Origin of the sequence: Microbispora sp. NPDC049125, from assembly GCF_040802045.1 — a bacterium.
Lineage (GTDB): Bacteria > Actinomycetota > Actinomycetes > Streptosporangiales > Streptosporangiaceae > Microbispora.
This window is the reverse complement of record NZ_JBEZDW010000037.1, coordinates 19,772-45,981: the sequence shown is the minus strand read 5'-3', so window position 1 is coordinate 45,981 and position 26,210 is coordinate 19,772. Positions and strand designations below refer to the sequence as shown.

Sequence of the window (26,210 nt, the reverse complement as noted above, 5' to 3'; positions counted from 1 at the left end):
GGGCCACGTACCGGACACCTGGGGGCGCTGTGAAACGACCGATGCTCAAAGCGGCCCTGGCGGCGTGCCTTCTGGTGGTCACGACGGCGGCCTGCACGGTGACGCCCGCGAGCCCGCAGGCGCGGAGCGACGGCGAGGAGACCGCGGCCGCGCTTCCCGGGCAGGACGAGATCAGGCACAGCCCGAACATGAAGGTCGTGGCCAACGTGCCGCTCGACGCCCCGTTCGACGGCCCGCAGGCCTGGGGCACCGACCTCGCCTTCGAGGGGCACTACGCGTTCGTCGGCAACTACGAGGGCTTCACCGTCCACGACATCGGCGACCCGGCGCATCCCAAGGCGGTCGCCCGGGTGTCCTGCCCCGGCGGGCAGAACGACGTCTCGGTCTCGGGCGACCTGCTGTTCCTGTCGGTCGACGAGCCGCGCACGAGCGACACATGTGCGAGCGAGCCCGGCGACAGCACGAGCGACGGCGAGTGGGAGGGCATCCGGATCTTCGACATCTCGGACAAGGCCAACCCCCGCTACCTGAAGAGTGTGAAGACCGAGTGCGGCTCGCACACCAACGCGATCGTGCCGGGTAAGAGCGCGGACACGCTCTACCTGTACGTCTCCTCCGCCGGCCCGGAGCCCGGCTCGAAGAGCTGCCCGGCGCCGCACGACAACATCTCGATCGTCGAGGTGCCGGTGGACCAGCCGGGTGACGCCCGCGTCGTGGCCAAGCCGGCGCTGTTCAAGGGCCAGGACGCCGAGGAGGGCCTCGGCGGGTGCCACGACATCACCGCCTACCCGGAGAAGGGCCTGGCCGCCGGGGCCTGCTACGGCGACGGCGTCCTGATGGACATCTCCGACCCGGTGAACCCGCGGGTCCTCCAGACGGTGACCGACGAGGAGAACTTCTCCATCTGGCACTCCGCGACGTTCAACAACGACGGCACGAAGATCGTCTTCAGCGACGAGCTGGGCGGCGGGATGGCGGCCACCTGCGTCCCGTCCGGCAGCCCCACCAAGGGCGCCGACGCGATCTACGAGCTCACGCCCGACCACCGGTTGACCCGCAAGGGGTACTTCAAGATCCCCCGGATGCAGAGCGCGAAGGAGAACTGCGTCGCCCACAACGGGTCGCTGGTCCCGGTGCCGGGCCGGGACATCATGGTGCAGGCCTGGTACATGGGCGGCGTGTCCGTCTTCGACTTCACCGACCCCGCGAAGCCCGTGGAGATCGCCTACTTCGAGCGCGGCCCGCTGCCGCCCGGCGACCAGCTCGGCGGCTCCTGGTCGGCGTACTACTACAACGGCTACATCTACTCCAGCGACATCACCAAGGGCCTCGACGTCCTGCGCGTCGACGACCCGATCACCGACCCCGCCAAGTCCCTGCGGTTCAAGGAGCTGAACGTGCAGAGCCAGCGGTCGTACGGCCGGGCCTGAGCCTGAGGACCAGGTTCTGACCCGTCAGGGGTCGAGGTCGCCGGCGGACCGCTCGGCGAAGGCCTTCATGGCCGCCAGCGTCACAGGGCCCGGAGCCTGGGGCAGCGCCCTGCCGTCCACCGCGCGGATGGGCTGGATGTCGCGGGTCGTGGAGGTGAGGAACGCCTCCTCCGCCTCGTACAGCGCCGAGATGGGGACGTCGGCCTCCTCCCCGCCGTACCACTCGAGCGCCAGCGCGCGGGTGACGCCGGCGAGGCAGCCGGAGGCGAGCGTCGGGGTGATGAGCCGGCCGCCGGTCACGATGAAGATGTTGCTGCCGGTGCCCTCGCACAGGTTCCCTGCGAGGTTCTCGAAGATCGCCTCGGCGCCGCCGCGCTCCTTGGCGTATGCCAGGGCCTTGGCGTTGTCGCCGTAGGACGTGCTCTTGACGCCGGCCAGCGCGCCGCGCTCGTTGCGGGGCCAGGGGACGACGGTGACGTCCCCGGTCGCGGGGAAGGGCTGCTGCTCGCCGACGATGATGATCATGTTCGACCCGGCGGTGCCGCGGTCGGAGCCGAGGGGTCCCGGGCCGCTGGTGTAGGTGATCCTGATCCTCGCCAGGGGCCACTTGGGCGCGGCGGCCAGGCAGGCGCGGACGCCGCCGGCGATCGACGCCAGGTCGGGCTCGGGCAGGTCCATCCGCTTGGCGGACAGCGCGAGGCGGTCCAGGTGGCGGGTGAGCGCGAAGGACTCGCCGTCCACCGCCTTGATCGTCTCAAACACCCCGTCGCCGACCATGAGCCCGTGGTCGAAGACCGACACCACGGCCTTGTCCGGCTCGTACAGGTCCCCGTTCACCCAGATGGGTACGGCCATCTCCCTCTCCATTCCTATGATCGCTGTCCTCGTGACCCGATAGATCGTCCTATTGATCGCGGCCGTCCCGGGAAGCGAGCCCGATGAGCCGCGCCGCCTTCAGCTCGGTCTCGTCCCACTCCCGGCGAGGTTGCGACCCCCAGGTGATGCCCGCCCCCGTTCCGAACCGGAGCACGTCGTGCTCGATCCAGAACGTCCGGATGCCCACCGCCAGCGCGCCTTCGCGCCGGTCGGCGTCGACCCAGCCCACGGCCCCACAGTACGGCCCCCGCGGCTCCGGCTCGAGCTCGTTGATGATGCGCGTCGCCGTGGACTTCGGCGCCCCGGTCACCGAGCCCGGGGGGAAGGTGGCGGCGAAAAGCTCGGGCCAGCCCGCTCCGGCGGCCAGCCGCGCCCGCACCGCCGACACCAGATGCACCAGCCCGGGGTGCTCCTCGACCGCGAAGAGCGAGGGCACGGACACCGAGCCTACCCTGGCCACGCGGCTGAGGTCGTTGCGGACGAGATCGACGATCATGAGGTTCTCGGCGAAGTCCTTGTCGAGCAGATCGGCCGCCGTCACCCCGGTGCCCTTGATGGGCCTCGACTCGATCACCTCGCCGCTGCGCGACAGGTAGAGCTCCGGCGAGGCCGACACCACCGACAGCCCGGGGACGTCGACGACCGCGGCGTACGGCGCGGGATTGCCCTCGGCGAGCCGGGCGGCCAGCGCGAGCGGGTCCGCGGGGAGCCGGGCGGAGGGCGGGAGCGGCGCGGACAGCACGCGGCACAGGTTGGCCTGGTAGACCTCACCCTGCTCGATGTAGTCCCTGATCGTCCGCACGCCGCTCTCGTAGGCCGCCTGGTCCAGCGAGCTGCGCCAGTCCCCGGCCGCCGGGCCCTGCCAGGGAGCCGCCGGGCGGGGCAGCGGCACCCGCCGGACGTCCGCGAAACGCGCGCAGGTGACCTTGCCCTCGTACGACACGACGACGGCCCACCAGCCGGAGCCGTCCAGGGCGGCGAGGTCGGTGGTCACCTCCCGCAGTCTGGTGGCCAGGTGTCCCCCGACATAGGCGAAGGCCTCGTGCACGGGACCATTCTCCCAGGTCTCCCGGGCCACTCCCATCGGCCCTCACCCCGGCGGCCGCGACAGCAGGCCGAGCAGGAAACGGGCCGCCGCCAGCGGGGCGGTGCGCGGCAGCGCGGCGTAGACGGTGCGGCGTGGCGCGAGGTCGCCGAGCGACCGCAGGGCCACATCGCCCCGTATGGCGGGCGCCGCCATCGCCGGGACCAGCGTCACGCCGAGGCCCGCCGCGACGTATCCCAGCTTGCCGGTCCACTCGGCGATCCTGAAGTCCACGCGCGGGGCGAAGCCGGCCCGGGCGCAGGCGGCCGCCAGCATGGTCGGGCTGCCGGCGGGAGCGCCCTCGATCCAGCTGTCCTCCCGCAGGTCGCGCAGATCGACGACCCCGGAGCCTGCCAGCCGGTGACCGGCGGGCAGGGCGACCAGCAGCTCGTCCTCCATCAGCCGGACCACCTCGGCCTCCTCGCCGGGCCCGCGCCCCGACGGATAGTCGCTGACGACCGCTATGTCGATCTCCGCGCGGCCCAGCGCCTCAAGCAGCGTCACGCTGAGCCCCTCGGCCATGCTCACCGTCACGTCGGGGCGAGCCTGCCTGAAGTCGCGCAACGCGACGGGGACGAGCACGGCGTTGGCGGTGGCGAACGCGCCCACCCGCAGCCGCCCGCCCGTGCCCTCCCGGATCGCGGCGAGCTCCTCCCCCGCCCGGCCGAGCCGCTCCAGCACGTCCCGGGCGTACCGGTGCAGTGCCTGCCCTGCGGCGGTCAGCCGTACGCCGCGGGGAAGCCGGTCGAAGAGCGGGCCGCCCGCCTCGGCCTCGAGCGACGCGATCCGCCGTGACACCGCCGACTGCGTGTAGTTGAGCCGCGCGGCGGCGGCGGTGAAGGAGCCGGTGCGTGCCACGGCGTCGAGCAGCACCAGGGCGTCGGTGTCGAACATGCCTTCCCGATCCATGAGTCCAGCGTATGGCTCATATGAAATCTACTCGCTGGTGGAATGGCACGGCTTCCGGCTAACGTCGTCGGCATGATCACTTTTTGTGGATTGGGACGCATGGGCGTACCCATGGCCGGGCGGCTCGTCGCCGCCGGGCATGAGCTGACCGTGTGGAACAGGACCGCCAAGGAGCTGCCGGGCGCCGTGACGGCGTCCTCCCCCGCCGCCGCGGCGGCGAAGGCCGACCTCGTCGTGACCATGCTGAGCGACCCCGAGGCGGTGGAAGAGGTGATCCGCGCCGCCGCGCCGGGGATGAGACCGGGCACCGTGGTCGTGGAGATGTCCACGATCGGGCCGGAAGCCGTGGAGCGGGTGCGCGCGCTGCTGCCCGAGGGCGTCGGCCTCGTCGACGCGCCCGTCCTCGGCAGTGTCGGCCCGGCGGCCGAGGGCACGCTGATCGTCCTCGCCGGGGGCTCCCCCGAGGACCTGGCCCGCGTCCGTGACGTGCTCGCCGTCTTCGGGACCGTCGTGGAGGCGGGCGGGCCGGGCGCGGGCGCGGCGATGAAGCTGGCCGCGATGAGCGCCTTCGTGCCCGTGCAGGTCGGCCTTGCGGAGAGCCTCGCCTACGCGGGGGCGTTGGGGCTCGACCGCGCGGCCTTCCTGGACGTCCTGTCACGTACTCCGCTCGGGCCGCTGGTGGAGCGGCTGCGGCCGGCGATCGAGTCCGGCCCGTTCGAGACCCGGTACGCGCTGGGCCTGGCGGCCAAGGACCTCCGCCTGGCCACCGAGGGTCCGGGAGCGGCCCAGTCCGTCGCCGCGACGGCCCGGGACCGCCTGACGGAGGCCGCCGGAGCGGGACTGGCGGGTGAGGACCTCACCGCGATCTTCCCGTTCACCGCCGCCCGCTGACCGAGCCGGGGTTGTTCGCCCGGCCGCGCTCACAGCTCGGCCGGCGAACCACGCGTTGACGCCCAGGTTGAACGTCGTCCTCCAGAGTTGTTAGCTTGCGCGCATGTCAGATCTGGGACATGTGACTTGGCCGCCTGAGCTGATCCGGACCGAGCGGCTCGTGCTCCGTGAGCCCGAGGCGCGGGACCGTACGACGTTCATCGAGCTGTTCGCCTCGCCGGAGGTGCACACCTACCTCGGCGGTCCCCGACCGCGTGACGAGCTTGAGCGTGAGATGCCCGAGGTGCCCGAGCGATGGCCCGGGAGTTTCGTCGTCGAGCTCGACGGGGCGATGATCGGCCAGATCCTGATCAGGAGAGCGACAGGGCACCGTCGCCCGGCTGCCGTGGGGAAGGCCGATCTCGGTTACCTGTTCCTGCCGAAGTCCTGGGGGCACGGGTACGCCGCCGAGGCGTGCGCGGCGGCACTCGACTGGTTTGACGGCGCCCTTCCCGGCGAGCCGGTGGTGCTCACCACCCAGAGCGCCAACGTCGGCTCGATGCGCCTCGCGGCGAAACTGGGGTTCACCGAGGTCGAACGGTTCCAGGCCTGGGACGCCGAGCAGTGGCTCGGCCTGCGGCCCCCGGCCACGTGATGGGCTACGCGATTCCGGCTCTGACGCTTTCCCCGGATGCCGGGGAGCTTCTCGGGCCGGAGCTTGTCAGGCCAGGGGGCCCACGGCGGACTCGGCCGCGGTGAGCGCCGCGCCGTCTGCGACGAGCTGGACGGCCGCCTCGATCTCGGGGGCGAGGAACCGGTCAGGCCCCGGCCCTGCGACCGACTCGCGCAGCGCGGCGACGACCGCCCCGGTGCCCGCCGCGGGCTCGTGCGGCCGCCGGAGATCGATCGCGCGTGCGGCGGTCAGCAGCTCGATGGCGAGCACCCGGGTGAGCCCGTCGACCGCCCGGCGCAGTTTCCGCCCGGCCGACCAGCCCATGGAGACGTGGTCCTCCTGCATGGCCGAGCTGGGGATCGAGTCGACGCTCGCGGGGACGGCCAGCCGCTTCAGCTCGGAGACGATCGCGGCCTGGGTGTACTGGGCGATCATGTGCCCGGAGTCGACACCCGGGTCGTCGGCGAGGAAGGCCGGCAGCCCGTGGCTGCGCGCCACGTCGAGCATCCGGTCGGTCCGCCGCTCGGCGATCGAGGCGACGTCCGCGACCGCGATGGCCAGGAAGTCCAGGACGTACGCCACCGGGGCGCCGTGGAAGTTGCCGTTGGACTCGACGCGGCCGTCGGCGAGCACGACCGGGTTGTCGATCGCGCTGGCCAGCTCTCTGCCGGCGACCGCGGCGGCGTGGGCGACGGTGTCGCGCGCGGCGCCGGCCACCTGCGGCGCGCAGCGCAGCGAGTACGCGTCCTGGACGCGGGTGCAGGAGCCGTCCCGGTGGGACGCCATGATGCCGGAGCCGTCGAGCAGCGCCCGCATGTTGGCCGCCGCGGCCGCCTGGCCCGGGTGCGGGCGCAGCGCCTGCAGCTCGGGGGCGAACACCTGGTCGGTGCCGAGCAGGGCCTCCACGCTCATCGCCGCGGTGATGTCCGCGGTCTTCAGCAGCCGGGTGAGGTCGTGCAGGGCGAGGACGAGCATGCCGAGCATGCCGTCCGTGCCGTTGATGAGCGCCAGGCCCTCCTTGGCGGCCAGCTCGACGGGCTCGATCCCGGCCTCCTTAAGCGCCTCCCCCGCGGGCGCCGTACGGCCGGCCGCGTCGCGGACGACCCCCTCCCCCATGATCGTCAGGGCGACGTGGGACAGCGGGGCGAGGTCGCCGGAGCAGCCGAGGCTGCCGTACTCGTGGACGACCGGGGTGATCCCGGCGTTGAGCAGCGCCTCGAGGACCCGGGCCGTCTTCGGGCGGACACCGGTGTGGCCGGTGGCGAGCGTGTGCAGCCGCAGCAGCATCATCGCCCGGGTGACCTCGGTTTCGGCCTCGGGGCCGGAGCCCGCCGCGTGGGAGCGGATGAGGCCGCGCTGCAGCCGGGCGCGCAGCGAGGGGTCGATGTGGCGGGTGGCCAGCGCTCCGAACCCGGTGGAGACGCCGTAGGCCGGGGTGGCGCCCTCCGCCAGCTCCTCGATCCTGCCGCGCGAGGCGGCCATCTCGGCGATCGCGTCGTCCGTCAGCCTGACCGCGGCGCCGTGCCGGGCGACCCGGACGACCTCGTCGAAGGCGAGCGGCTCCGGCCCGACGGCCACGACCTCGTTGTCGCGCATCGTCCTACTCTTTCCCGTCGTCCCCACCTGTGCGAGTAACCAGCGTATCTGAGGATAGGTCCTTACATCCGAAGGTGGCGACCAGCCCTTCCCGCCCGGGGCCGGTGAGCCGCAGCGCCCGGCGCGTGGCCCCCCGGATCAGCCACTCCCGTGCGAGAAGCCGCTCCAGAACGGCGGCGCCGAGCGCCCCGCCGAGATGCGGCCGGCGCTCCAGCCAGTCGAGGCAGTCGGGCGCGAACCTGCGGCGGCTCCGCCGTACGGCGTCGAGGTCCACACCGAGGCCGTCGAGCACGGCCGCGCCGCGCGGGGTCAGCGCGCAGCCGCCGTCCGACTCCGCCAGGTGGCCCTCGCGCAGCATCGCGTCGTAGAGCTCGACACCGACCCTGCCCGCCAGGTGGTCGTAGCAGGTGCGGGCCTCCTGCAGCATCCGGGCCTGCCGCGACTGCCGCAGGGACCGTACGGCGGGCCGCCCGCTGATCCGGGCGAGCACCTCGATCACCTGGGCCACCTCGGGTCCGGCCAGGCGGTAGTACCGGTGCCTGCCCTGGCTGACCACCGTCACCAGGCCCCCGTCGAGCAGCTTGGCGAGGTGGGAGCTGGCGGTCGGGGCGCCGACCCCGGCGAGGCGCGCCAGCTCCCCGGCCGCCAGCGCCCGGCCGTCCAGCAGTGCGGTGAGCATGGCGGCGCGAGCGCTGTCCGCGATCAGGGCGGCGACCGGGGCGACGTCGGCGTCTGCTGCGATGTACTCAGCGGTCATGTCTCGACCGTAACGCGGTGACGTTTCGACGCCCACCGAAGCCCCGTTGCGCCGGCGTCAGCCCTCCGACCAGCGATGACGGCTCTGATTTGGGGAGTCGGCGCGGATTGGATAAAGTGCTCTGCGTGAGTCCGGCACCGCCCGGGCCGCACGCGGAAGTGGCTCAGTGGTAGAGCATCACCTTGCCAAGGTGAGGGTCGCGGGTTCGAATCCCGTCTTCCGCTCGGATCTAGACCCGGTGGAGTGGCCGAGAGGCGAGGCAGCGGCCTGCAAAGCCGCGTACACGGGTTCAAATCCCGTCTCCACCTCTGGTTCGTCCAGGGCGATTAGCTCAGCGGGAGAGCGCTTCCCTGACACGGAAGAGGTCACTGGTTCAATCCCAGTATCGCCCACCATGACGGCCTCGCTCGAGCTCACCATGTGAGCTCGAGGACGATGGCCCGCAGTACCGGTCCCGACGGTCCCGGGGCGCCGTTGTCTCCGGCCGTGCCGGGCGGCAGGCTCGAACGCCACCACGATCACGTTCCATCCACTGTGGACCGGGGCGGTCCGAAGGCCCGTGCGGCCCGGTCAATCCACCTCTGTCTCCGAGCTCCCCACGGCGGCGGCGACACCGGCCAGAGCGATCTGCTGCTCCGCCGACGTCGGGGCACCGGCCACCCCGATCGCACCGGCGACTGCACCGGCGATTCGGATCGGGGCGCCACCGGGCAGGATGCAGATGCCGGGCTGGGCCGCCATGGCCGTGAGCATGACCGGGTCGGCGGCCAGGAACCCGGCCATCTCGTGGGTGGACATGCCCGAGCCGGCAGAGGTGATCGCCTTGTTGGCCGCCATGGTCGTGGCCATGAACGTGGAACCGTCCATCCGGGCCACAGAGGTCAGGTGTCCCGCGTGGTCGACGACAGCGATGGCGACCGTGAAACCCAGCTCCTCGGCCTTGGCCAGGGCCGCGTCGAGGGCCCGGCGGGACTCCGCCGCGGAGAGCGTGATGACCTTGCTCAATGTGGCGACTCCTTGGGTGCTGGGACATGCTCCGGAGCATACGAGGCAATGATAGGGAACCCTACCTTGCGTCAATCCGGTGCGGCGAGCGGGGCCCGCGACCGAGCGGCCGCGGGCACGCCGCTGTCACCGGGCGTCGGAGGGGCCGCTTCGACTGGGCGCGCCGCTGTCACCGGGCGTCGGAGGGGGCCGCTTGGACCGGCCGGCGCGCGGGCCCTCCCGCCGTCGCCGCGTCGAGCAGCACCTCCGCCATCGCCCGGGCCCGCCTGGCCGGCCCGTCGACACCCAGCGCCTGCGCCGAGGCGTTCATTCCCTCGATGATGAGCGTCAACTGGTCGGCGAGAGCGTCGGGGTCCTCGACCGTCTCGACCTCGGCCAGATGGCGCACCAGCCCGCGTAGCCGCTCACGGCTCCAGGCTTTCGCGGCCACCGCCCGGCGGTGCGCCGGCAGCTCCTTGTCCGGGAACTCGCCGAGCGTCATCAGGAACGCGCACCCACGGCAGGTTTCGGGCTGCAGGGAGGCGAGGATCCGGTCGAACAGGTCGAGGATCTGCTGCCGCGGTGGCAGCGCACCGGGCTCGGTGGCGCCGGTGAACCACTTGCGGTAGCCCTGCTCGACGTGGTCGACATAGGCGTCCACCAGGCCGTCCTTGGAACCGAACAGCCGATACAGCGTGGTGGGCGCCACCCCCGCCTCGGCGGCCACGGAGTCCACCCCGGTGGCCCGGATGCCGCGCCAGTAGAACAGGTCGTGCGCCACCTGGAGCACGTGTTCCCGGGTAGCGGAGCCTGGCCGCCGCGTCACGTGTTCCCCCTTGCCTTCGCCCGACGAACTTGAGGCGAGATCGCCTCCAACTATAGTGAGCGCGAATGTTAGGGATCGTTCCCTAACTACGGTACAGTGATCTTCGATGATGTGTCGGACGGTGGCCGGGCATCCGGGCGAACACATCCCGGGGTCGCGCCGGGCGCTCGCCGCCCGGGGCGGCCGACCACCCGGGCGAGATCAGGAAGGAAGTCATGAGTACACAAACCGCGCCGGGGAGCCGGACCCGCACCAACCTGGCACTGCTTGTGCTGTTCCTGGGCACGTTCACGATGGGCAGCGCCGAGCTGGTCGTCGTCGGCGTGCTCCAGCCGGTCGCCACGGACCTCGGCGTGTCGGTGAGTGTCGCCGGATTCCTGGTCACCGCGTATGCGCTGGGCCTGTCCATCGGCGGGCCGATCCTGACCGCGCTCACCATCAGGCTCGGCCGCCGGGCGCTGCTCTGGTCGACGATGGCCGTGTGGCTGGTGCTCAACCTGGTCGCGGTGCTCACGGCGGACTTCGCCGTCTTCGTCGTCGTACGGGCGCTGACCGGCTCGCTGCAGGGTCTCTTCGTCGGTCTCGCCTTCACCGCCGGCATCAGCCTCGTGCCGCCGGAGCGGATCGGCCGGGCGTTCTCCGCCGTCATCGGCGGGTTCGCGGTCTCCACCGCGCTCGGTGTGCCGATCGGCACGCTGATCGGTGAGGCCAGCGGCTGGGAGGGTGCGTACCTGGCGATCATCGGCCTCGGCGCGCCGGTCCTGGTCGCCCTGGTGCTGGTCATCCCGCCGGTTCCCAACGGCGGAGCGGGCAATGCCTGGACCCAGGCCCGGCACGCGTTCGCACCGCGGGTGCTCGCCGTGCTCGGCCTGTGCGTCCTGCTGTTCGCCGGGCCCTATGCGACCCTGACCTACATCACGCCGTTCCTCGACCAGGTCACCGGCATCTCCGGCGCCCTCATCAGCGCCTTCCTGCTGGCGTACGGCGCGGCCACCGCGGTCGGCGCCTTCGGCGGCGGCCGGTTCGCCGACCGCAACGCGGCACGGGCGATCCTGGTGGCCAACGTGGTGCTCGTCGCGGCCCTGGTGTTCCTCTACTTCGCGGGCGAGGTGCCACCGCTCGTCGCCCTGGCGCTGATCACATGGGGCATCGTCGGCTTCGGCATGGTGCCGTCGCTGCAGTACCGCATCGTGTCGCTGTCCGGCCCGGGCGCCGACCTGGCGGCCACGCTCCCCGCCTCGGCCATCAACGCCGGCATCGCCATCGGTTCCCTCGCGGGTGGCTGGGCCCTGGCCACCCACGGAGCCTCCGGCCCGGTGATCACCGGCATGGTGATCTCAGTGATCGCGATCCCGGCATCCTGGGTGACCGGCTTCCTCAAGCCGCCGGTCACCGGCGAGGTGCCCGCGTCCGCCGCCGGCGAGTCATTGGCTCCCCCGCCCGCGGCGGCCTGATCAAACGGGAGCGACGCACCGGCCACCCCGGCGGCCGGTCCGTCGTTCCCGTCTCGTTCCGCACGACATGCGGATCGAGCGCGCGGCCGTCCCTGAGGCCGGTTCAGCTACCTGTCCTGGGGCACGCTCGACCCGGCCGGCGGCCTCATGACGTTCCGCCGGGCCGAGATCATGCCGGACGCGGCCGGATGGCCGGCCGCGCCGTAGGCCCGCGCCGTCAGCGCGGCCGGGCGGAGAGCTGGTCGAACAGCTCCAGCGCGGCCTGCCGTACGTCGTCGGGGGCGAGCCCGTGGAGGGCGGTCCTGGCCTGGGCGACGTCGCGTGTGGTGGCGAAGGTGATCGCCACGGACTTCGCGGCGGCATGGCTCAGCGACCCCGTGGGGGCGCGGTCGGCCAGCTCCTGGGCGGTCGCCGCCAGGTCGAGATTGTCTCTGCCGAGTGGAGTGGTCAAAGCGTTCTCCTGAGTTGTGGCGCTTGGGCCATTATCCGCACGCGGGGCCGGCGACGCGCCGCCACCCCCGGAGATTCGCATGTCGTGCCCGTTCGGTCCCGCTTCATCCGAGGGTACGCGGATCAGAGCGCGGCGCGTACGGCCTCGGCGAGAGCGAGGAGGTGATGAGCGTCGCGGGCCGTGAGCTGGAGGTCGACGAGCGCCTCGTGAACCCCGGCGTCGGCCGCCGCGGCCAGATAGCCGGCGATCTGGGCCACGGTGCCGGCCCTCGGCACCCGCGACCCGTCCACCGGTTCGCCGGTGATGACCGGGTTGCAGCGCAGCACCACGCGCAGGGCGTCCGGATCGCGGCCCGCCTCCCCGGCGGCCCTCCGCACGGCCGCCCACATCGAGGTCAGGGCGGGGATCGGAAGCGACGCTGGCAGCCATCCGTCGGCCCGGCGGCCGGTGCGGCGCAGGGCGGCCGGGGTGAACCCGGCCAGGTAGACCGGCGGCCTGCGGACGGGCTTGGGGAAGATGTGGCTGGGGACGATCGACCATCGCTCGTCCCGGTAGGACACCGGATCGGTGGTCCACACGGCCTCCAGGACGTCGAGGACCGCGTCCAGCCGGGCCCCGCGGCCCGTCCAAGGGACGCCGGCCGCGGCGTACTCGTCGGAGGACCAGCCCAGACCCAGCCCCACGCACAGCCGGCCACCGCTGAGCACGTCGACCGTCGTGAGCGAGCGGGCCAGCAGGGCGGGCGGGTACCAGGGGCCGTTCAGCACGCTCGTGCCGAGCCGTACGCGGGTGGTGCAGGCCGCCGCGACGGACAGCACGGCGACGGGGTCGAGGAACTCCCGGTGGGCCGGCGGGATGCCGTCGCCGCCCGGGTAGCGGTCCTTCGGCTCCAGCGGGGTCATCAGGCGGTCGCCCGTCCAGAGGCTGGAGAAGCCGAGCGACTCGGCCTCGCGGGCGACGAGCAGCACGCAGTCGAGCGAAGCGAACCGCCCGTACTGCGCCAGCCCCAGGCCGATCTCCACCGCGCGCCCCGCCCGTCAGATCTTGCGTCCCACGCCGCAGAGGATCAGGGACGACTCGGGACGGAGCAACGACGCGTCGGAGCGGTAGGGCCGCCACTGGGGCAGCCAGACCACCCCCGGATCCACCAGCTCGAACCCCTCGAACATGGCCTCGATCTCCGGCCGGGACCGCAGCACGAGCGGTGACGTCGCCTGGCGGTAGACCCGCGTCCCGGTGTCGACGGCGGCGGGACGGGCGTCCCGGGTGCCGTGGGACAGCACGAGGTGGCTGCCGGGCGGCAGCGCCTCCCGGAGGGTGGCGAGAATCCGCGCGGGCTTGTCCTCCTCGGTGACGAAGTGCATGATCGCGGCGAGGAGGAGCCCGACGGGGCGGTTGAAGTCGATCGCCTCCACCACGGCGGGATGCCGCAGGATGTCCTCCGGCCGCCGCAGGTCTCCTTCGACCACGGTGGTGAGGCCGTCGTCCTCCAGCAGCGCCCTGGCGTGGATCAGCACCACGGGGTCGTTGTCGACGTAGACGACCCGTGGGCGGTCGACGACCGTGCTCGCCACCTCGTGCACGCTGCCCTGGGTGGGCAGGCCGGTGCCGATGTCCAGGAACTGCGTGATCCCGGTCTCCGCCAGGAACCGGACGGCCCGGCCGAGGAAGGCCCGGTTCTCCCGGGCGGCCAGGCGGACCTCGGGTGCGATCGCGAGGATGCGCTCGGCGGCCTCACGGTCGGCGGAGAAGTTGTCCTTGCCACCGAGGTAGTAGTCGTAGAGCCGGGCCACGTTCGGCGTGGTGGCGTCGACGCCCCGGGAATCGCGGTCTCGTTCCAACAGGCACTCCCCCGTGCGTGCGGTCTGACATCCCGACAAAGATCAGCATATCTATCTTTCTCAGATTGTCAGCGACTTGTCACGCATCGCCGAGGCGTGCCCGTACGACGAGATCGTGCAGGGCCGTGTGCGCGGACGGCGCGTCCGGGAGGTGCGAGGCGTCCCGTGCGCGCTCCAGGTCCGCCGTGAGCCGGTCGAGGTCGCCGGCGAGCTCCTCCTTGCGAGGGGCGCCGTCCGGCAGGCCGCCGTGCTCGGCGTCGCGCTTGGCCGCGACCAGGTCCGGCAGGTACGGCGGGCCCTCGTCGTACATCAGGGTCAGGTCGGCGGCGAGCACGCCCGTCCGCATCAGGCGGGCCCCGGTCAGCAGCACCCGGAAGGCGTACAGCAGCGGCTTCAGCTCCGCCGTGCGGTCGAACAGCCGCCGCTGGGTCCGGGCGAAGCCGAGATAGTGATGCGCGTGGTGCCTGGTCAGGCAGCCGGGGGCGAGCGCGCGCAACTCCTCGTGCAGCGGGGAGGACAGCACGACCAGCGGCGACAGGAGCTGTTCCAGGACGTACCCGTTCCGGTTGAGCAGCATCCGGCAGAACTTGGCGAGGTCGTGGGTGACGAGGTCGATCTCGACGCCGTCCCGTGTCCAGGACCGGACGACGGTCTCTTCTCCGGTCCGCAGGCCGACGACCTCCCGAGCCGGGAGGACGTGGACACCGCGCAGGTCGACGTCGGAGTCGCGGGAGGGGAAACCGTAGAGGTGGGCGCCGCTGACGGACGCGAACGCGAGCGGGTGCGGCTGCTCGCCGGGGACCTCGGCGAGCCAGGGGGGCAGGACGGCGGTCACAGCGCCGACCTCCGGACGGAGACCAGGAGCTCTTCGACGGCCGCGCGGTCGGGCTCGTCGGGCAGCGCACCGCCCCCGGCACGCCGTTCGGCGAGCTCGGCGGCCAGCTCCTCTCGCCATCGCCGCACGCGCGGCCAGGGCATCTCGCCCCGCCGTACGGCGAGAAGGCTGTCGCGGTGGGCCCCGACGGGGACCATCGGCTCGCCGTGGCGGGCCAGGTGCAGGGCGCTGAGCAGCAGCCGGATGACGTGCATCGCCATCTTGCGCGGCCGGGTCGGGCCCGCCGCGGCCGTGGACCATCGGGGGTCGTCCGGGTCGAGGCGGCGGAACTGCCTGTCGCTGTAGCCGCCGAACGTCTCCACCGCCCGGCGGGAAAGGAACGCCCGGCGCATCGCGAGCAGCTCCTCCCCCACCGGGCCGGAGTGCTCGACGATCGGGGACCACAGGCATTCGAGGACGGTCGGGTTCGCGGCGAGCGCGAGGAGGCAGAAGCGCTCCACCTCCCAGGAGAGCTGCTCGGGCAGCGGACCCTCGACATGGGTGGGCGGCTTGTCCAGGCGCCAGAACATCGGGGTGGGCACGACGAACACGCCGCGCCGGTCGACGTCCGACCCGTCCGTGTCCAGCCCGTACGCGCGTGAGCCGGACACGACCGACAGCACCGTCCCGGGCGGCAGCTGGAGCTCCATGCCGACGGATCCTGCCACAGACCCGGTCGGTAGGCTCCACCCCTGGTGAACGGGCAAGCGTGTAAGGCGCGGCGAGCGGTTCGCAGGCTTTCTCACTCTGAGGCGGGCGGGCGTCCCCGGCTCGTGCGGCGGGCCGCGCAAATGGACGCGCGAATGGACGGGCGAATGAACGGGCAGGTGGCCGCGTAGATGGACGGGCAGGCGGATGGGCGCACGGACCTGGGCACAGGCGTCGACGGGGGTGTGGACGGCGGGCGGCGGTCGCGCGGCGGCGTGCTCGACGAGGCCACGCGGCCCCGGCTGCCGAAGCGGGATCTCGGGGCCCTGCCCCCCGCCCGGCAGGAGCACGGCCGGCGGCTGGTGCTCATCCACGACCATCTGCGGCAGGAGCTGGCCCAGATCCGGGACGCCCTGGACCAGGTCGCCGCGGGACGCGCCGACGCCGCCGCCCTCCGCACGATGATCAACCGGCTCACCATGCGGCAGAACTACTGGACGCTCGGCACGTTCTGCGCGTCCTACTGCCGCCTCGTCACCACGCACCACACGATCGAGGACGAGCACATGTTCCCGATGCTCGCCAAGGCGGACGAGACGCTGGCGCCGGTGGTCGAGAGGCTGGAGCAGGAGCACGAGGTCATCGCCGACGTGCTGACCGGCCTGGACGCCGCCCTCGTCGCGATGATCGCGGACCCTGAGCGGCTCGGCCTGGTGCGCGAACAGGTCGAGCTCCTCGCGGACGTGCTGCTCTCCCACCTCGGGTACGAGGAGGAGGAGCTGGTGGAGCCGCTCGCCCGCCTGGGCCTCGACTTCTGAGGCTCCGCCGTCAGTCCTTCCACTCGAACAGGTCGTCGAGGCCGAACAGCACGACCTCGTCGGAACGATCCGCCGCCTCCTCCAGCAGGGCGTCCGAGAAGCCGTACAACGAGAACAGGACCAGCTTCGCGTCGTCGGCCGGGCGCTCCTTGGCGAGCAGCTCGCGGATCCTCCGGAGGCGCTGCAGGTCCTTGAGCTCTCGTGGCCGCCGGGTCGCCTTGGCCTCGCCGATGACCACGACGGGGGACTTCTTGTTGAGCGCCGACGCGAACGGCTCCAGCCCCACGAGGTCGACCTCGTGGTTCTTGGCGGTCTGCGGGTCGTGCACGACGGTCCAGCCATTGTTGCCGATCTTGATGTCCCGGTTGTAGAGCATCCGCATGGCGCTGTGCGCGACGACATCCTCGAAGGCCGGGCCGACCACCTGCGAGCGGAACTGGGCGGCCATGCCCCGCCACGCCTCCAGCGGTCCGCCCGAGTTCCCCCGCAGCAATTGCAACGCCGGCTCGACCACGGCGTAGTGGAAGCGGATCACCGGGTCGCGCAGCCGCAGGACGTACGTGAAGGGCGGGAAGAGGTTGACGCGCTCGTCGACGTAGCCCATGGCGACCAGCCGGTCCACGATCGGCTCCAGCTCCTCCTTCGTCTTTCCCAGCAGCCCGCCGACCTGCGCCGCGGTGGTGGCGCCCCCCGCGATCGCCTTCATGGCCTGCTGGTAGATCGCCTTATCACCCGCCCGGGGATCCTCCCGCAGCAGATGCCAGATCTCGGTCTCTGTGAAGAGGTCCGGATCCGGGGTGAGCGTCAGCCGGGCGACCCACGCGTCGAACTCCTCCAGCGTCTGCGGCGGCTCCAGCGCCAGGTCCCCTCGGCCGCGGGACGGGACTGAGCATGTGGCTGTCGTAAAGCTGGTGCAGGATCGACGGGAAGACCGGGGTGTCCCTCAGCAGGTAGGGGAACTCGTCGATGATCACGGGAGGCACCGTGCCGCCTGTGCGGCGGGCGGAGGTGAGGTTCATCGCCAGTTCCAGCAGGCGGTCCCAGGTGTCCGGCTCTCCGATGGGCATCGCCTCGATCTCCGCGGCGCGTGCGGGCTCGTATTGGGCGATGGCCTCGCGCAGCCGCCGCTGCGCCTGGAGAAGATCGTCTTCCTGGCGGGCCTCGTAGTACAGCCCTCCGCTCTGGCCGCTGAACTGCTCCAGCAGGTACGTCTTGCCGGCCCGGCGGCGTCCGGTGACCGCCGCGATCGACGCCCCGGGGCCCATGTCGGCGGGGCGGGGGGTGAGGAACCTCGACAGGATCTCCCAATCCTTGTCGCGGTTCACGATCTCCAGGGGTTTGTCGAGCACGGGTCGAGGGTGGAAGGGCGGCCGGGCCGCCGCAGGATGTTTCCGCTGATCAGCAGCGGTGCCAACGCATTTGATACCGATATTTCCGGACATCTCCTGGCGACCAGAACGGGGAAATCCGGTCGCGACGCCGGAGCCCGCCTCTCTAGGCTCGGGAGCCATGCGGGAAATCACGCGCCTTCCGAAGGCCCATCTGCACGTCCACCTGGAGAGCACCGTCCGGTGGGACACACTGCGGGAGATCGGGGCCGCCAACGGCGTGACGGTCCCGGACGGCCCCGGCGAGGGCCCCGGTGACGGCCCGCGCGCCTTCGGCGGCTTCCGGGAGTTCGCCGACCACAACGCCCTCGTGCGGGAGGCCCTGCGCCGGCCTGAGGACTTCCACCGGATCGCGCTGGAGTTCTGCGCCGACGAGGCGGCGCAGGGCACCGGCTACGCCGAGGTGACGTTCACCGCCGCGTCCCACGGGGAGCGGCTGGGCGACCTGGACATGCCGCTCCAGGCGGTGCTCGCCGGGCTCGCCGAGGGCCGGGAGGCGTACGGCGTCGAGTGCCGGGTGCTGCTCGACCACTCACGCAGGCGCTCCGTCGAGCGCGCCTGGCGGACTCTCGACCTGGCGAGCCGGTACGCGGCCGAGGGGGTGGCCGGCATCGGCCTGGCCGGGGAGGAGTCCTACCCCCTGACGCCGTTCGCCGAGGTCTTCCAGGCCGCGGCGGACGCCGGAGTGCACGTCGTGCACCACGCCGGCGAATCCGAGGGCCCGGCGAGCATCCGGGAGGCGATCACCACAGGGCGGACCGAGCGGCTGGGCCACGGGGTCCGCGTGCTGGAGGACGGCGACCTGGTCGCCGAGGTGCGGGAGCGGCGGATGCCCCTGGAGGTCTGCCCCTCCTCGAACGTCGCCCTGGGCGTCGCGTCCTCGCTGCCTGCCCATCCGCTGCCCCTGCTGCGCGACGCGGGGCTGATCGTCACGCTCAACACCGACATCCCGTCGATCGTCGGCACCACCCTTGCGCGGGAGTACGCCGTGGCCAGAGACGTCTTCGGCTACGACGACCACGTGCTCGCCGAGCTGGCCCTGGCCTCCGTCGACGCGTCGTTCGCCCCTGAGGGCACCAAGGAGAGGCTGCGCCGCGGCGTGGGGGCATGGCTGGCCGGCGACGCCGAGACCACCGGTGTCACATCCGTCACCTGAGTGAGCCTTGTTTTGCGTACGGTGATGCCGCCATTCTGGAATGATCTCGATGAAAACCGTCGGACATCGAGAGACCGTGACTGATGCCCCCCATTGACCAAATAACCGCCTTCGCGTCGGACCATCCGGTCGGAACAGTCATCATCTGCGTGTTCGCCCTGGTCCTTCTGGTCCTGGCCTTCTTCACCATCCGCGTGGTCTGCCGCGGGCTGTCCCGGCTCTACCGCCGCTGGGCCGCCGGCCGGCCCACTGAGGACATCCTCACCATCGTCGCCGCCAGCATCGCCACGGGCGTCTCGGCCCAGGGCATGTGGCGCTTCTCGGGTGACGTCCTCGGCTTCGACGGGCCGCTGCGGTTCCTGCTGTTCGCCTTCATCGAAGTCGCCGTGATCACCAGCGCCGTACGGGCGCGCCGCAACATGCGGGAGAACTACTCCGCCGGCATCGACGGCATCGCCGTGTGGGCCCTCACCTGCCTGTCGGCGGTGCTGTCCAGCATGGACGCCCGCAGCGTCGCCGAAGCGATCTTCCGGCTCGCCGCCCCGCTCGTCGCGGCGTGGCTGTGGGAGCGCGGAATGGCGATCGAACGGCACCGCATCACCGGCCGGTCCCGGATCAACTGGCGGCTGACCCCGGAGCGGATGCTCGTTCGGGTCGGCCTGGCCGAGGCGAGCGACAGGACCGCCAGTGAGGTGGACGCGCACCGCAGGCTGACCCGCGTGGCGCTGGCGGCCAAGCGCGCCCGTGCGCTGCGGGAGTCGGGCGCGTCCGACCGCAAGATGCGCGTCGCGCTCGCCCAGCTCGACAGGGCGATGGACCGCGCCGTCGAGTACACCGGCCTCGCGGTGGACGAGAAACGGCAGGAGGCGCTGCTGTCCCAGATTGGAGCGCTCTACAACACGGCCGCTCTCATCGACCTCAGCCCGCCCGTCCCGTGGGCGCCGGAGCCCGAGGAGCCCCCCGCTCCCCCGGCGCTGCCCCCCGGGACCCGGAGCTGGCCGCCGCTCGACGAGGACGACGAGGAGTACGCGCCCACGGACGCCCCGCCGGTCGTCGACACCGCGCAGCGGGCGGCCCAGCTCCGCGCGGCCCGCCAGTACTGGGACGCCCAGATCGACCGCAGGTACGTGCCCCGGGCGGCGGACATCGCCCAGGAAACCGGAGTCCCGATCGCCGCGGCGCGGGAGTACCGCGCGCTCTGGAAGCTGGAGCCCCGGGCCCACGCCCTGCTGGAGACCGCCTTCAAGGAGCACGGCATCATCGACACCGGCACGTTCCCGGCGATCGAGGTCGAGCGCGTGCTCACCGTGAACGGCTCGGTCTCCGCGGAGTCGTGAGCAGGCCGGCCCCGGCCCGCACCGGGCCATCGGACACATCCGGTGGCCCGGAATGCCCCCTTCGAGGCAAGCACACTCCTACTTTCCCGTGACATCTACGGACGTGGGGCGCGCGTCCTCTCTGCGCGGCCACCATGGGAGGGTGCTATGGAGATCTCGGGGGACGGGGCGGGAAACCGTGTGACGCGGCTCGCCGGAGGACGGGACCAGGTCGGGCGGGCACGCCGGCTGGTGTCGGCGACACTGGGCCGCGATCATCCGCGACACGACGACTGCGTGCTGCTGACCAGCGAGATCGCCACCAACGCCGTCGTGCACTCCCGGTCCGGCGACGGCGGGACGTTCACCGTCACCGTGGCCTGCCTGCCGGACCGGGTCCGGATCTGCGTCGAGGACGACGGCTCCGCCGGGCCGCCCTGCGCCGGGCACGCCGTGCCGGGCGGCTCCAGCGGGCGGGGCCTGCCGCTGCTGGACGCCCTGTCCGACCGGTGGGGCCTGGTCCGCGAGGCCGGCCGCAACGAGGTGTGGTTCGAGATCTGGTTCGACGCCGAGCCGGACGTGTGCCCGGCCTCGGCGCACGGCCGGTGGGCCGCTACGCGTGTTCGGTCAGCGGTCGCAGCATGCGATGGGGGCGGGTCAGCGCGCGGCTGACCGGATCGGCGCGGGTGCCGGCCCGGCCCTCCCGGACGGGCCGCACCTCGACGTCCTCAGGCGGGACCGGCCCGCCGTCACATTCGGGGCACAGCCCGGCGGCGTTCAGGCGCGTCCCGCACCCCGCGTGGACGTAGAACTTGCTCGGGCCATCCGGGGACATGTGCCGGCTGCCCCAGTGGCCCAGCGCGTGCAGAGCGGGCCACAGCTCCTTGCCCATCTGCGTCAGCACGTACTCGTCGCGCGGGGGCGACTCACTGTAGCGACGCCGTTCCAGCACGCCGGCCGACGTGAGCGCCTGCAGGCGGTCGGACAGGACCGCTCGCGGGATGCCGAGGTGGGCGACGAAGTCGCTGTAGCGGCACACACCGTAGAACGCGTCCCGGATCACCAGCAGGGTCCACCGCTCGCCCACCAGTTCAAGCGCGCGGGCCAGCGCGCAGTCCTGACCCTCGTAGTCCTTCCCCAGCGCCATGCCCCCACCCTACCCCCCGAGTTCAGTCACCGAACCAGCACTGCTAGGGTCTGTCCCCGTGAGTTCAGTGATCGAACCAAGCGCAGTAGTAGAGCCGACGAGTCCTCCCCTGACGAGCCGGCCTCAGAGGGCCGTCGCCGGTCCTGCGGAACGGCGGGCCGCCCTCCTGGTGGCGTGCGCCGCGACCCTTCTCGTCCTGATGGTCTACAGCGCTCCGGTGACCACGCTGCCGCAGACGGCGGCGGGGCTCGGAGCCGGGCCCTCCGGGCAGATCTGGATCCTCAACGGGATCGCCCTCGGCCTGGCCGCCCTGCTGCTCACCGCCGGCACGCTCGCCGACGATCTCGGGCGCAAGCGGGTGTTCGTCATCGGGGCGGCGCTGCTCGCGGCGGCCCTGGTCGTGTCGGCCACGGCCACGGGGACGCTCGTCTTCGTCCTCGCGCGGGTCGTGCAGGGAGGCGCCGGCGCGGCCCTCCTGACGGCCGGTCTCGGCATGATCGGCCACACCCACCCGGCCGGGCACGAGCGGGTGCGCGCGACCGCCGCGTGGGGCGCGATGATCGGGGCCGGGCTGACCCTGGGCCCGCCGCTGTCGGCGATCCTGACCGACCGGGCGGGCTGGCGAGTCGTCTACTGGGTCCTGGCCGCTGCGGCCGTCGCCGCCGGCATCGCCGCCGTGGCGTTCCTCAGCGAGTCGCGGGCCGAGACGTCCCGGCGGATCGACCTGCCCGGCGTCGCCACGCTCGGGCTGGGCCTGGCCGCGCTGCTCGCCGCGGTCACGCAGGGCCGCACGGGATGGAGCGACCCCCGGGTGCTGTCCCTGTTCGCCGCCACGGCCGTCCTGCTCGGCCTGTTCGTGGCGGTGGAGGCCACCCGCCGGGCCCCCATGCTGGATCTCACGCTCTTCCGCAGGCCGCTGTTCCTCACCTCGATCATCGGCGCCCTCGTCACCGGCCTGAGTCTCATCGGCCCCATGACGTACCTCGTGACGATCATGCAGCTGGTGGACGGGTTCACGCCGCTGGAGGCGGCGGGGGTCACGGCGATCTGGACCGGCGTGTCCGTCGTGGCGGCGATCGCCGGAGGGCGGCTGCGGCTGCGCGGGCGGCTCCAGCTCGCGCTCGCCCTCGGGCTCGGCGCGGCGGGCGACCTGGTGCTCCTCGGGTCGGTCGGCCACTGGTCCTGGCCCCGGGCGGTGGCGGCCATGGTGGTCGTCGGGACGGGCAGCGGCCTGGGTAACGCCGCCCTGGCACGGCTGTCCGTCGACAGCGTCCCGGCGGGCCGGGCGGGAATGGGCTCCGGTGCGAACAACACCGCCCGGTACATCGGCGGGTCCCTCGGGGTGGCGTTCGCGGTGGCGATCGTGGGCGCCGCCGACACCGCGGCGGCGGGCGCCGACGCCATGCTGTGCGTCGCCGCCGCGATCGCCGTGCTCGGCGGGCTGTTCGCGCTCCTCATGCGCGGCGGGACGCCGCCCGGCTGAGCCGTACCCGGATCACCAGGCGCGGCCGCGCCGCCGTGAGCCGGCCCCGCCGGACGCCGTCAGGACTTGAGGATCAGGGAGACCCGGCTCGGGCAGACCTCGACGACCTGGAAGCCGCGATCAGCCGCGATGAACAGGTCGCCCACCTTGACCTTCACCGTGTGGGAGCCGCCTGGCCCGCCGTCCATGAGGGTCAGCGTCGCCACGTGGTCGTCGCCGACCGTGTTGATCCCGGCGCGGACGTCTCCCACGATCGGATACGTGCCGCCCTGGAGCACATGGACGGCCCCCTCCTGGTCGGACCCGGCGCACCCCTCGTCCGCCCCGCCCAGGGGCAAGCCGGCCGCCTGGCAGCCCGAGACGGCGATGACGGCGGCGGCGACCACGACCATCCGGCTCACGACCGTCCGGCTCATGCTCGTCCGCATCACGACTGTGCCTCCAGGTCCGCGTATCCCCGTCCGGCCGCCTCGATCGCGGCCACCGTGTAGAGCCTGCCGGCGATCTCGGCGGTGTCCCCCACCGCCAGCTCGAACGTGTCACGCGGCACGCCGTCGGCGTTCACCGTGACGGTCACCTTCCCCGGCACCAGGTCGTTGACGCCGACCAGCAGCGACGCGCCCTCGTGCTCGAACCGGTACGGAATGCCGCGTCGCAGCCGCCACCTGTGGACGTCCATCGCCGTCACTTCCCCACGCTCAGTTTCTGCGGGTCCTCGAACAGCTTCTTGAACTCGTCCGGAGTGACCACGACGTCGGGCGAGCCGGGGCCCCACGGGTTCCCGAGGATCATCTTCCCGTCCTTGAAGCCCTTCACGTAGAACACGTGCCGCGTCACGTACGCGGCCTTGAGATGGGCCGGCACGCCGTCGGCGTTCGAGTGGCTGGAGACGATCACCGGGTGCCCGGACTCGAACGCCGTCTTGACGTCGGTGTAGTCGAGGTCGATGTCGTCGGTGTCGTGGCCCGTGACGTACGGCGGGGCCTTGTCGGTGTAGTCCCACTCGATCGCGCCGTAGTCGCCCTGCTCCTCGCGGTCGTAGCGGTCGTCGTCCCCCTTGCCGTCCGGGGCGCCGCCCGAGTCGTCCGCGTAGAGCAGCGCGAAGGCCTTCTCGTAGTACGCGGGCCAGCTCTCTGTGGTCTTCCCCCCGTTGACGGAGCGCGCGAAGGCGATCTCGCCGTTGGCGTCCAGGGGCAGGTCGGGCGTCATCGTGACCCAGTGGAGCTTGCCGTCCTTGTCCCAGACCCGGACGGAGATCGTGCCGTTGGCGTTCTGCCGGATGCCGTCCTGGATGAACTTCGGGTCGGCGGCGGCGGTCGCCTTGAGCGACGCGATGTACCAGCAGTCGCCGAGCGTGCCCTGCGCCACCTCGTCCGCCTGCACGCCGTCGGTGAACAGCGGCACGTTCGGCACGCCGTTCCGCAGGCCGGTGGTGGACACGCCGCTCTGGCTGTTGACGCCGTCGAGGAAGACGTCGGTCGTGTCGAAACCCGGCTGCACACCGGGCAGGTCGGCGGCGAGCTTGGGCCACAGGCCGGGCCCCGCCCGCTCCAGCAGGTGGCTGAGCAGCTCCCGGCGCTCGCCCTCCGGCAGGCCGTTCTCGTCGAAGAGGTTGTACCAGTGGCCGCCGGTGTCGCCGATCAGCTCGCCGAACCGTTTCAGGTCGCCGTCGGCGACCTTGGACAGCAGCAGGTCGAGCTCGGCGGGGGTGAGCTCCTCCAGCAGCTTGGCCACCGCGCGCACGTCGTCGCGGTTGCCGTTGACGCCGAAGTCCTTGCCGTTCAGCCCCTTGAGGGCGTCGAGCGCCCGGTTGACCTTCGCCTCGTCGGGCTCGTCGCGGCTGAACACCACCATCGGGTCGACGACCGTCCCCGGCAGGAAGGCCCCGTTCTGCGGGGAGATGCGGTCACATCGGCGGTCGATCTCCCCGGCCGTGCTGGGGAGCGAGGCGGCGAGGTCGCCCGGCAGACCTTTGGGCGGCCCCCCGCGCATCGCGTCGAGGAGCGGCTGCGATGTGGTCGGCTGCGCGCCGCCCAGCGCGGCCTCGGCGTCCGTGAGCACCTTGGCGAGGTCGCGGTGGAGCGGGCCGGCCGCCGCTCCCACCTTGCGCAGCTCCCGGGCCAGGCTCCGGATCTTGCCGACGTCGAAGCCCGTGTAACTCACTTGCCCGCCTTCGCCGTCTTCGCGACCTGGTCGGCCTGGCGCTCCAGCTTGTCCGCCTCGGTCAGCCAGGCGCCGGCGTCGCTCATGAGCGCGCTGGCCATGCCGCGCAGGCCCCGCTGCCGCTCGGACAGGCGGCCGGTGGTCTCCTGGGCGTACCAGCCCTGCCAGGCGTCCTTGGCGGTCGCGATCGAGACCGCCTGGTCGAGGCAGGGGCCGAGGCTCTCGGCGACGGCCCGCGCGCGGCGCGCGCACTCCCTGAGCTCGTGGGCCCGCCTCCGCAGCGATTCGGGGCTTTCCACCGGATCGTCGGGGATCATGGAGGCAATGCTACTGATGATTCTTTTTGACGGAGGGTGGTAGGAAAAGCCCGCGCGGATAGGGCTCATCACCTTGGTGGTACACCCACTCTGATGAGACCCTCGCGGGAGGTGTATAACCAACAAAATTAGTCGGGATAGTGGGAGGATGACATGGCCCTGCCGGACTTTCTGGTGATGGGGGTGCCGAAAGCCGGCACCACCGCCCTGCACGCCGCCCTGGCCCGCCATCCGGGGCTGTTCATGTCGCCCGTCAAAGAGCCCAAGTTCTTCCTCACCGACGGCCCTCCACCGGCGAAGGGCGGGCCCGGGGACGCCGAGACCTACCGCGAGCACGTCTGGCGCCGGCCGGACTACGAGGCGCTGTTCGACGGCGCTCCGCCCGGCACGCTCAGCGGCGAGTCGACGCCGTTCTACCTGTACGACCTGGACGCCCAGCGGCGGATCCGGGAGACCGTCCCCGGCGCCAAGTTGATCATCTCGCTGCGCGACCCCGTGGAGCGGGCCCACTCGAACTGGACCCATCTGTGGTCCGCCGGCCTGGAGCCGATCGGCGACGTCATCGAGGCGTGCGCGGCCGAGAAGGTCCGGGCCGAGGCCGGCTGGTCACCGTTCTGGCACTACGTGGGCCTCGGCCGGTACGGCCGGCAGCTGGAGCACCTGTTCACCCTGTTCCCCCGCGAGCAGGTGCTGCTGCTGCGGTACCGGGACCTGGTCGACCGGCCCACCGAGACGCTCGACCGCATCTGCGGCTTCCTCGGCGTGGAGCAGGGGCTGCTCAGCGAGGTGCCGCGCGAGAACGTGACCGCCCATCCGCCGGAGAGCCGCCTTCACCGGATCCTGGCGGCGATGGTCCGCCTGGGCGATCCCCTGCTGGGGCAGCGGTTCACCGCTCCCCTGGAGCGGCTCCTGCAGAGCAGGGGCCGCCCCCGGCAGCCGCTGACGTGGGCCCAGCGGCAGGAGCTGCTGGCCCACTTCGCGGCCGACATCGCACTGCTGCAGGAGGTCACCGAGGAGGACTTCAGCGACTGGCTTCGCCCACGCGAAAGGTCCGGCGGCCTGGTGGGCGCCCGGCCCTCCGGCCAGCGCCAGGCCCGCAACGGCCGGCCCAGGGGCCGGTCGGCGTAGCCCGGCGGCCTCCACGCCGCC

At 72.3% G+C, this 26,210-nt stretch carries 29 protein-coding genes and 3 tRNA genes; 13 read left to right on the top strand and 19 right to left on the bottom strand.

Features of this window, described 5'->3' with window-relative positions:
* Positions 1-41: 41 nt before the first annotated feature.
* The gene (locus AB0B72_RS32150; protein ID WP_367743045.1) at positions 42-1,430 is read left to right on the top strand and encodes an LVIVD repeat-containing protein; all 1,389 of its coding nucleotides are present in this window, start codon (positions 42-44) and stop codon (positions 1,428-1,430) included.
* Positions 1,431-1,454: 24 nt separating this feature from the next.
* On the opposite strand, the gene AB0B72_RS32145 is transcribed toward AB0B72_RS32150, so the two are convergent.
* From AB0B72_RS32145 to AB0B72_RS32135, 3 genes are read right to left on the bottom strand one after another with little or no spacing between them, the layout of a single operon-like run.
* Complete coding sequence (locus AB0B72_RS32145; protein ID WP_367743044.1) at positions 1,455-2,285, bottom strand: aminotransferase class IV; 831 nt, start codon at positions 2,283-2,285, stop codon at positions 1,455-1,457.
* 49 nt (positions 2,286-2,334) lie between these two features.
* Positions 2,335-3,390, bottom strand: coding sequence for a chorismate-binding protein (locus tag AB0B72_RS32140; RefSeq protein ID WP_367743043.1), 1,056 nt, complete (start codon positions 3,388-3,390; stop codon positions 2,335-2,337).
* 6 nt (positions 3,391-3,396) lie between these two features.
* Positions 3,397-4,299 (bottom strand): LysR family transcriptional regulator, encoded by a 903-nt coding sequence (locus AB0B72_RS32135; protein WP_367743042.1) that lies wholly within the window; start codon positions 4,297-4,299, stop codon positions 3,397-3,399.
* A 42-nt stretch (positions 4,300-4,341) separates the two neighbouring features.
* Between AB0B72_RS32135 and AB0B72_RS32130 the strand changes: the two genes are divergently transcribed.
* Positions 4,342-5,190 carry an NAD(P)-dependent oxidoreductase gene (locus AB0B72_RS32130; protein WP_367743040.1) on the top strand — a complete coding sequence of 283 codons (849 nt, stop codon included), beginning with the start codon at positions 4,342-4,344 and terminating at the stop codon, positions 5,188-5,190.
* A gap of 103 nt (positions 5,191-5,293) precedes the next feature.
* Positions 5,294-5,824, top strand: a complete 531-nt coding sequence (locus AB0B72_RS32125) for a GNAT family N-acetyltransferase (protein ID WP_367743039.1) — start codon at positions 5,294-5,296, stop codon at positions 5,822-5,824.
* Between the two features lie 66 nt (positions 5,825-5,890).
* Here AB0B72_RS32125 and hutH read toward each other — a convergent pair whose 3' ends face one another.
* Positions 5,891-7,438, bottom strand: a complete 1,548-nt coding sequence (hutH, locus tag AB0B72_RS32120) for a histidine ammonia-lyase (protein WP_367743038.1) — start codon at positions 7,436-7,438, stop codon at positions 5,891-5,893.
* A gap of 4 nt (positions 7,439-7,442) precedes the next feature.
* Entirely contained in the window at positions 7,443-8,195 is a 753-nt protein-coding gene (locus tag AB0B72_RS32115) for an ArsR/SmtB family transcription factor (protein WP_367743037.1), read from the bottom strand.
* Between the two features lie 152 nt (positions 8,196-8,347).
* Between AB0B72_RS32115 and AB0B72_RS32110 the strand changes: the two genes are divergently transcribed.
* From AB0B72_RS32110 to AB0B72_RS32100, 3 genes are all read left to right on the top strand, one after another.
* A tRNA-Gly gene (locus tag AB0B72_RS32110) sits at positions 8,348-8,419 on the top strand.
* 13 nt (positions 8,420-8,432) lie between these two features.
* Positions 8,433-8,503: transfer RNA gene (locus tag AB0B72_RS32105), tRNA-Cys, on the top strand.
* 12 nt (positions 8,504-8,515) lie between these two features.
* Positions 8,516-8,590, top strand: a tRNA-Val gene (locus tag AB0B72_RS32100).
* A 175-nt stretch (positions 8,591-8,765) separates the two neighbouring features.
* Here AB0B72_RS32100 and AB0B72_RS32095 read toward each other — a convergent pair.
* On the bottom strand, positions 8,766-9,200 hold the full coding sequence (locus tag AB0B72_RS32095; protein WP_367743036.1) for a heme-binding protein: 435 nt from the start codon (positions 9,198-9,200) through the stop codon (positions 8,766-8,768).
* Positions 9,201-9,369: 169 nt separating this feature from the next.
* Positions 9,370-10,005 carry a TetR/AcrR family transcriptional regulator gene (locus AB0B72_RS32090; RefSeq protein WP_367743035.1) on the bottom strand — a complete coding sequence of 212 codons (636 nt, stop codon included), beginning with the start codon at positions 10,003-10,005 and terminating at the stop codon, positions 9,370-9,372.
* A 215-nt stretch (positions 10,006-10,220) separates the two neighbouring features.
* On the opposite strand from AB0B72_RS32090, the gene AB0B72_RS32085 reads away from it, so the two are divergent.
* Positions 10,221-11,459 (top strand): MFS transporter, encoded by a 1,239-nt coding sequence (locus tag AB0B72_RS32085; protein ID WP_367743034.1) that lies wholly within the window; start codon positions 10,221-10,223, stop codon positions 11,457-11,459.
* A 217-nt stretch (positions 11,460-11,676) separates the two neighbouring features.
* On the opposite strand, the gene AB0B72_RS32080 is transcribed toward AB0B72_RS32085, so the two are convergent.
* The 5 genes from AB0B72_RS32080 to AB0B72_RS32060 all read right to left on the bottom strand — a co-directional run bounded on the left by AB0B72_RS32080 (position 11,677) and on the right by AB0B72_RS32060 (position 15,275).
* On the bottom strand, positions 11,677-11,910 hold the full coding sequence (locus AB0B72_RS32080) for a hypothetical protein (RefSeq protein WP_367743033.1): 234 nt from the start codon (positions 11,908-11,910) through the stop codon (positions 11,677-11,679).
* Between the two features lie 122 nt (positions 11,911-12,032).
* Positions 12,033-12,932, bottom strand: coding sequence for a TIGR03619 family F420-dependent LLM class oxidoreductase (locus AB0B72_RS32075; RefSeq protein ID WP_367743032.1), 900 nt, complete (start codon positions 12,930-12,932; stop codon positions 12,033-12,035).
* Positions 12,933-12,947: 15 nt separating this feature from the next.
* Positions 12,948-13,751 (bottom strand): SAM-dependent methyltransferase, encoded by an 804-nt coding sequence (locus AB0B72_RS32070; RefSeq protein WP_367743031.1) that lies wholly within the window; start codon positions 13,749-13,751, stop codon positions 12,948-12,950.
* A gap of 79 nt (positions 13,752-13,830) precedes the next feature.
* Entirely contained in the window at positions 13,831-14,586 is a 756-nt protein-coding gene (locus tag AB0B72_RS32065) for a nucleotidyltransferase domain-containing protein (RefSeq protein WP_367743030.1), read from the bottom strand.
* Positions 14,583-15,275 carry a nucleotidyltransferase domain-containing protein gene (locus tag AB0B72_RS32060; RefSeq protein WP_367743029.1) on the bottom strand — a complete coding sequence of 231 codons (693 nt, stop codon included), beginning with the start codon at positions 15,273-15,275 and terminating at the stop codon, positions 14,583-14,585. The genes AB0B72_RS32065 and AB0B72_RS32060 overlap by 4 nt, the downstream gene beginning before the upstream one ends.
* Positions 15,276-15,464: 189 nt before the next feature.
* Between AB0B72_RS32060 and AB0B72_RS32055 the strand changes: the two genes are divergently transcribed.
* Positions 15,465-16,091 carry a hemerythrin domain-containing protein gene (locus AB0B72_RS32055; protein WP_367743028.1) on the top strand — a complete coding sequence of 209 codons (627 nt, stop codon included), beginning with the start codon at positions 15,465-15,467 and terminating at the stop codon, positions 16,089-16,091.
* Positions 16,092-16,101: 10 nt separating this feature from the next.
* Here the strand turns inward: AB0B72_RS32055 and AB0B72_RS32050 are convergent, their stop codons facing one another.
* Positions 16,102-16,797, bottom strand: coding sequence for a hypothetical protein (locus AB0B72_RS32050; RefSeq protein ID WP_367743027.1), 696 nt, complete (start codon positions 16,795-16,797; stop codon positions 16,102-16,104).
* Between the two features lie 22 nt (positions 16,798-16,819).
* Complete coding sequence (locus AB0B72_RS32045; RefSeq protein WP_367743026.1) at positions 16,820-17,440, bottom strand: hypothetical protein; 621 nt, start codon at positions 17,438-17,440, stop codon at positions 16,820-16,822.
* Between the two features lie 160 nt (positions 17,441-17,600).
* On the opposite strand from AB0B72_RS32045, the gene add reads away from it, so the two are divergent.
* From add to AB0B72_RS32030, 3 genes are all read left to right on the top strand, one after another.
* Positions 17,601-18,635: an adenosine deaminase gene (gene add, locus AB0B72_RS32040; protein WP_367743025.1), complete on the top strand. Its 1,035-nt coding sequence runs from the start codon at positions 17,601-17,603 to the stop codon at positions 18,633-18,635.
* A gap of 149 nt (positions 18,636-18,784) precedes the next feature.
* Positions 18,785-19,972 carry a hypothetical protein gene (locus tag AB0B72_RS32035; RefSeq protein ID WP_367743024.1) on the top strand — a complete coding sequence of 396 codons (1,188 nt, stop codon included), beginning with the start codon at positions 18,785-18,787 and terminating at the stop codon, positions 19,970-19,972.
* A 147-nt stretch (positions 19,973-20,119) separates the two neighbouring features.
* Entirely contained in the window at positions 20,120-20,623 is a 504-nt protein-coding gene (locus AB0B72_RS32030) for an ATP-binding protein (protein ID WP_367743023.1), read from the top strand.
* On the opposite strand, the gene AB0B72_RS32025 is transcribed toward AB0B72_RS32030, so the two are convergent.
* Complete coding sequence (locus tag AB0B72_RS32025) at positions 20,565-21,098, bottom strand: winged helix-turn-helix transcriptional regulator (RefSeq protein WP_367743022.1); 534 nt, start codon at positions 21,096-21,098, stop codon at positions 20,565-20,567. The two genes, AB0B72_RS32030 and AB0B72_RS32025, sit on opposite strands and share 59 nt — an antisense overlap.
* Positions 21,099-21,156: 58 nt before the next feature.
* On the opposite strand from AB0B72_RS32025, the gene AB0B72_RS32020 reads away from it, so the two are divergent.
* On the top strand, positions 21,157-22,581 hold the full coding sequence (locus tag AB0B72_RS32020) for an MFS transporter (protein ID WP_367743020.1): 1,425 nt from the start codon (positions 21,157-21,159) through the stop codon (positions 22,579-22,581).
* A gap of 59 nt (positions 22,582-22,640) precedes the next feature.
* Here AB0B72_RS32020 and AB0B72_RS32015 read toward each other — a convergent pair whose 3' ends face one another.
* Genes AB0B72_RS32015 through AB0B72_RS32000 form a run of 4 tightly spaced genes read right to left on the bottom strand, consistent with a single transcriptional unit; the run spans position 22,641 to position 25,061 of the window.
* Positions 22,641-22,997, bottom strand: a complete 357-nt coding sequence (locus tag AB0B72_RS32015) for a hypothetical protein (RefSeq protein WP_367743019.1) — start codon at positions 22,995-22,997, stop codon at positions 22,641-22,643.
* 11 nt (positions 22,998-23,008) lie between these two features.
* Entirely contained in the window at positions 23,009-23,269 is a 261-nt protein-coding gene (locus AB0B72_RS32010; RefSeq protein WP_367743018.1) for a hypothetical protein, read from the bottom strand.
* A complete protein-coding gene (locus AB0B72_RS32005) occupies positions 23,266-24,744 on the bottom strand; it encodes a C2 family cysteine protease (RefSeq protein ID WP_367743016.1) in 1,479 nt (492 codons plus the stop codon). The genes AB0B72_RS32010 and AB0B72_RS32005 overlap by 4 nt, the downstream gene beginning before the upstream one ends.
* The gene (locus AB0B72_RS32000) at positions 24,741-25,061 is read right to left on the bottom strand and encodes a hypothetical protein (RefSeq protein WP_367743015.1); all 321 of its coding nucleotides are present in this window, start codon (positions 25,059-25,061) and stop codon (positions 24,741-24,743) included. Before AB0B72_RS32000 ends, AB0B72_RS32005 begins: the two co-directional genes overlap by 4 nt.
* Positions 25,062-25,214: 153 nt before the next feature.
* On the opposite strand from AB0B72_RS32000, the gene AB0B72_RS31995 reads away from it, so the two are divergent.
* Positions 25,215-26,189, top strand: a complete 975-nt coding sequence (locus AB0B72_RS31995; protein ID WP_367743014.1) for a sulfotransferase — start codon at positions 25,215-25,217, stop codon at positions 26,187-26,189.
* The last annotated feature ends 21 nt before the right edge of the window (positions 26,190-26,210 follow it).

Bases quoted from the DNA above. Each gene is read 5' to 3' on its own strand.
- AB0B72_RS32150 (WP_367743045.1), top strand. From the start codon at position 42: ATGCTCAAAGCGGCCCTGGCGGCGTGCCTTCTGGTGGTCACGACGGCG.
- AB0B72_RS32145 (WP_367743044.1), bottom strand. From the start codon at position 2,285: ATGGCCGTACCCATCTGGGTGAACGGGGACCTGTACGAGCCGGACAAG.
- AB0B72_RS32140 (WP_367743043.1), bottom strand. From the start codon at position 3,390: ATGGGAGTGGCCCGGGAGACCTGGGAGAATGGTCCCGTGCACGAGGCC.
- AB0B72_RS32135 (WP_367743042.1), bottom strand. From the start codon at position 4,299: ATGGATCGGGAAGGCATGTTCGACACCGACGCCCTGGTGCTGCTCGAC.
- AB0B72_RS32130 (WP_367743040.1), top strand. From the start codon at position 4,342: ATGGCACGGCTTCCGGCTAACGTCGTCGGCATGATCACTTTTTGTGGA.
- AB0B72_RS32125 (WP_367743039.1), top strand. From the start codon at position 5,294: ATGTCAGATCTGGGACATGTGACTTGGCCGCCTGAGCTGATCCGGACC.
- hutH (WP_367743038.1), bottom strand. From the start codon at position 7,438: ATGCGCGACAACGAGGTCGTGGCCGTCGGGCCGGAGCCGCTCGCCTTC.
- AB0B72_RS32115 (WP_367743037.1), bottom strand. From the start codon at position 8,195: ATGACCGCTGAGTACATCGCAGCAGACGCCGACGTCGCCCCGGTCGCC.
- AB0B72_RS32085 (WP_367743034.1), top strand. From the start codon at position 10,221: ATGAGTACACAAACCGCGCCGGGGAGCCGGACCCGCACCAACCTGGCA.
- AB0B72_RS32060 (WP_367743029.1), bottom strand. From the start codon at position 15,275: ATGGAGCTCCAGCTGCCGCCCGGGACGGTGCTGTCGGTCGTGTCCGGC.
- AB0B72_RS32055 (WP_367743028.1), top strand. From the start codon at position 15,465: ATGGACGGGCAGGCGGATGGGCGCACGGACCTGGGCACAGGCGTCGAC.
- AB0B72_RS32050 (WP_367743027.1), bottom strand. From the start codon at position 16,797: ATGAAGGCGATCGCGGGGGGCGCCACCACCGCGGCGCAGGTCGGCGGG.
- add (WP_367743025.1), top strand. From the start codon at position 17,601: ATGCGGGAAATCACGCGCCTTCCGAAGGCCCATCTGCACGTCCACCTG.
- AB0B72_RS32030 (WP_367743023.1), top strand. From the start codon at position 20,120: ATGGAGATCTCGGGGGACGGGGCGGGAAACCGTGTGACGCGGCTCGCC.
- AB0B72_RS32025 (WP_367743022.1), bottom strand. From the start codon at position 21,098: ATGGCGCTGGGGAAGGACTACGAGGGTCAGGACTGCGCGCTGGCCCGC.
- AB0B72_RS32015 (WP_367743019.1), bottom strand. From the start codon at position 22,997: ATGAGCCGGACGGTCGTGAGCCGGATGGTCGTGGTCGCCGCCGCCGTC.
- AB0B72_RS32000 (WP_367743015.1), bottom strand. From the start codon at position 25,061: ATGATCCCCGACGATCCGGTGGAAAGCCCCGAATCGCTGCGGAGGCGG.
- AB0B72_RS31995 (WP_367743014.1), top strand. From the start codon at position 25,215: ATGGCCCTGCCGGACTTTCTGGTGATGGGGGTGCCGAAAGCCGGCACC.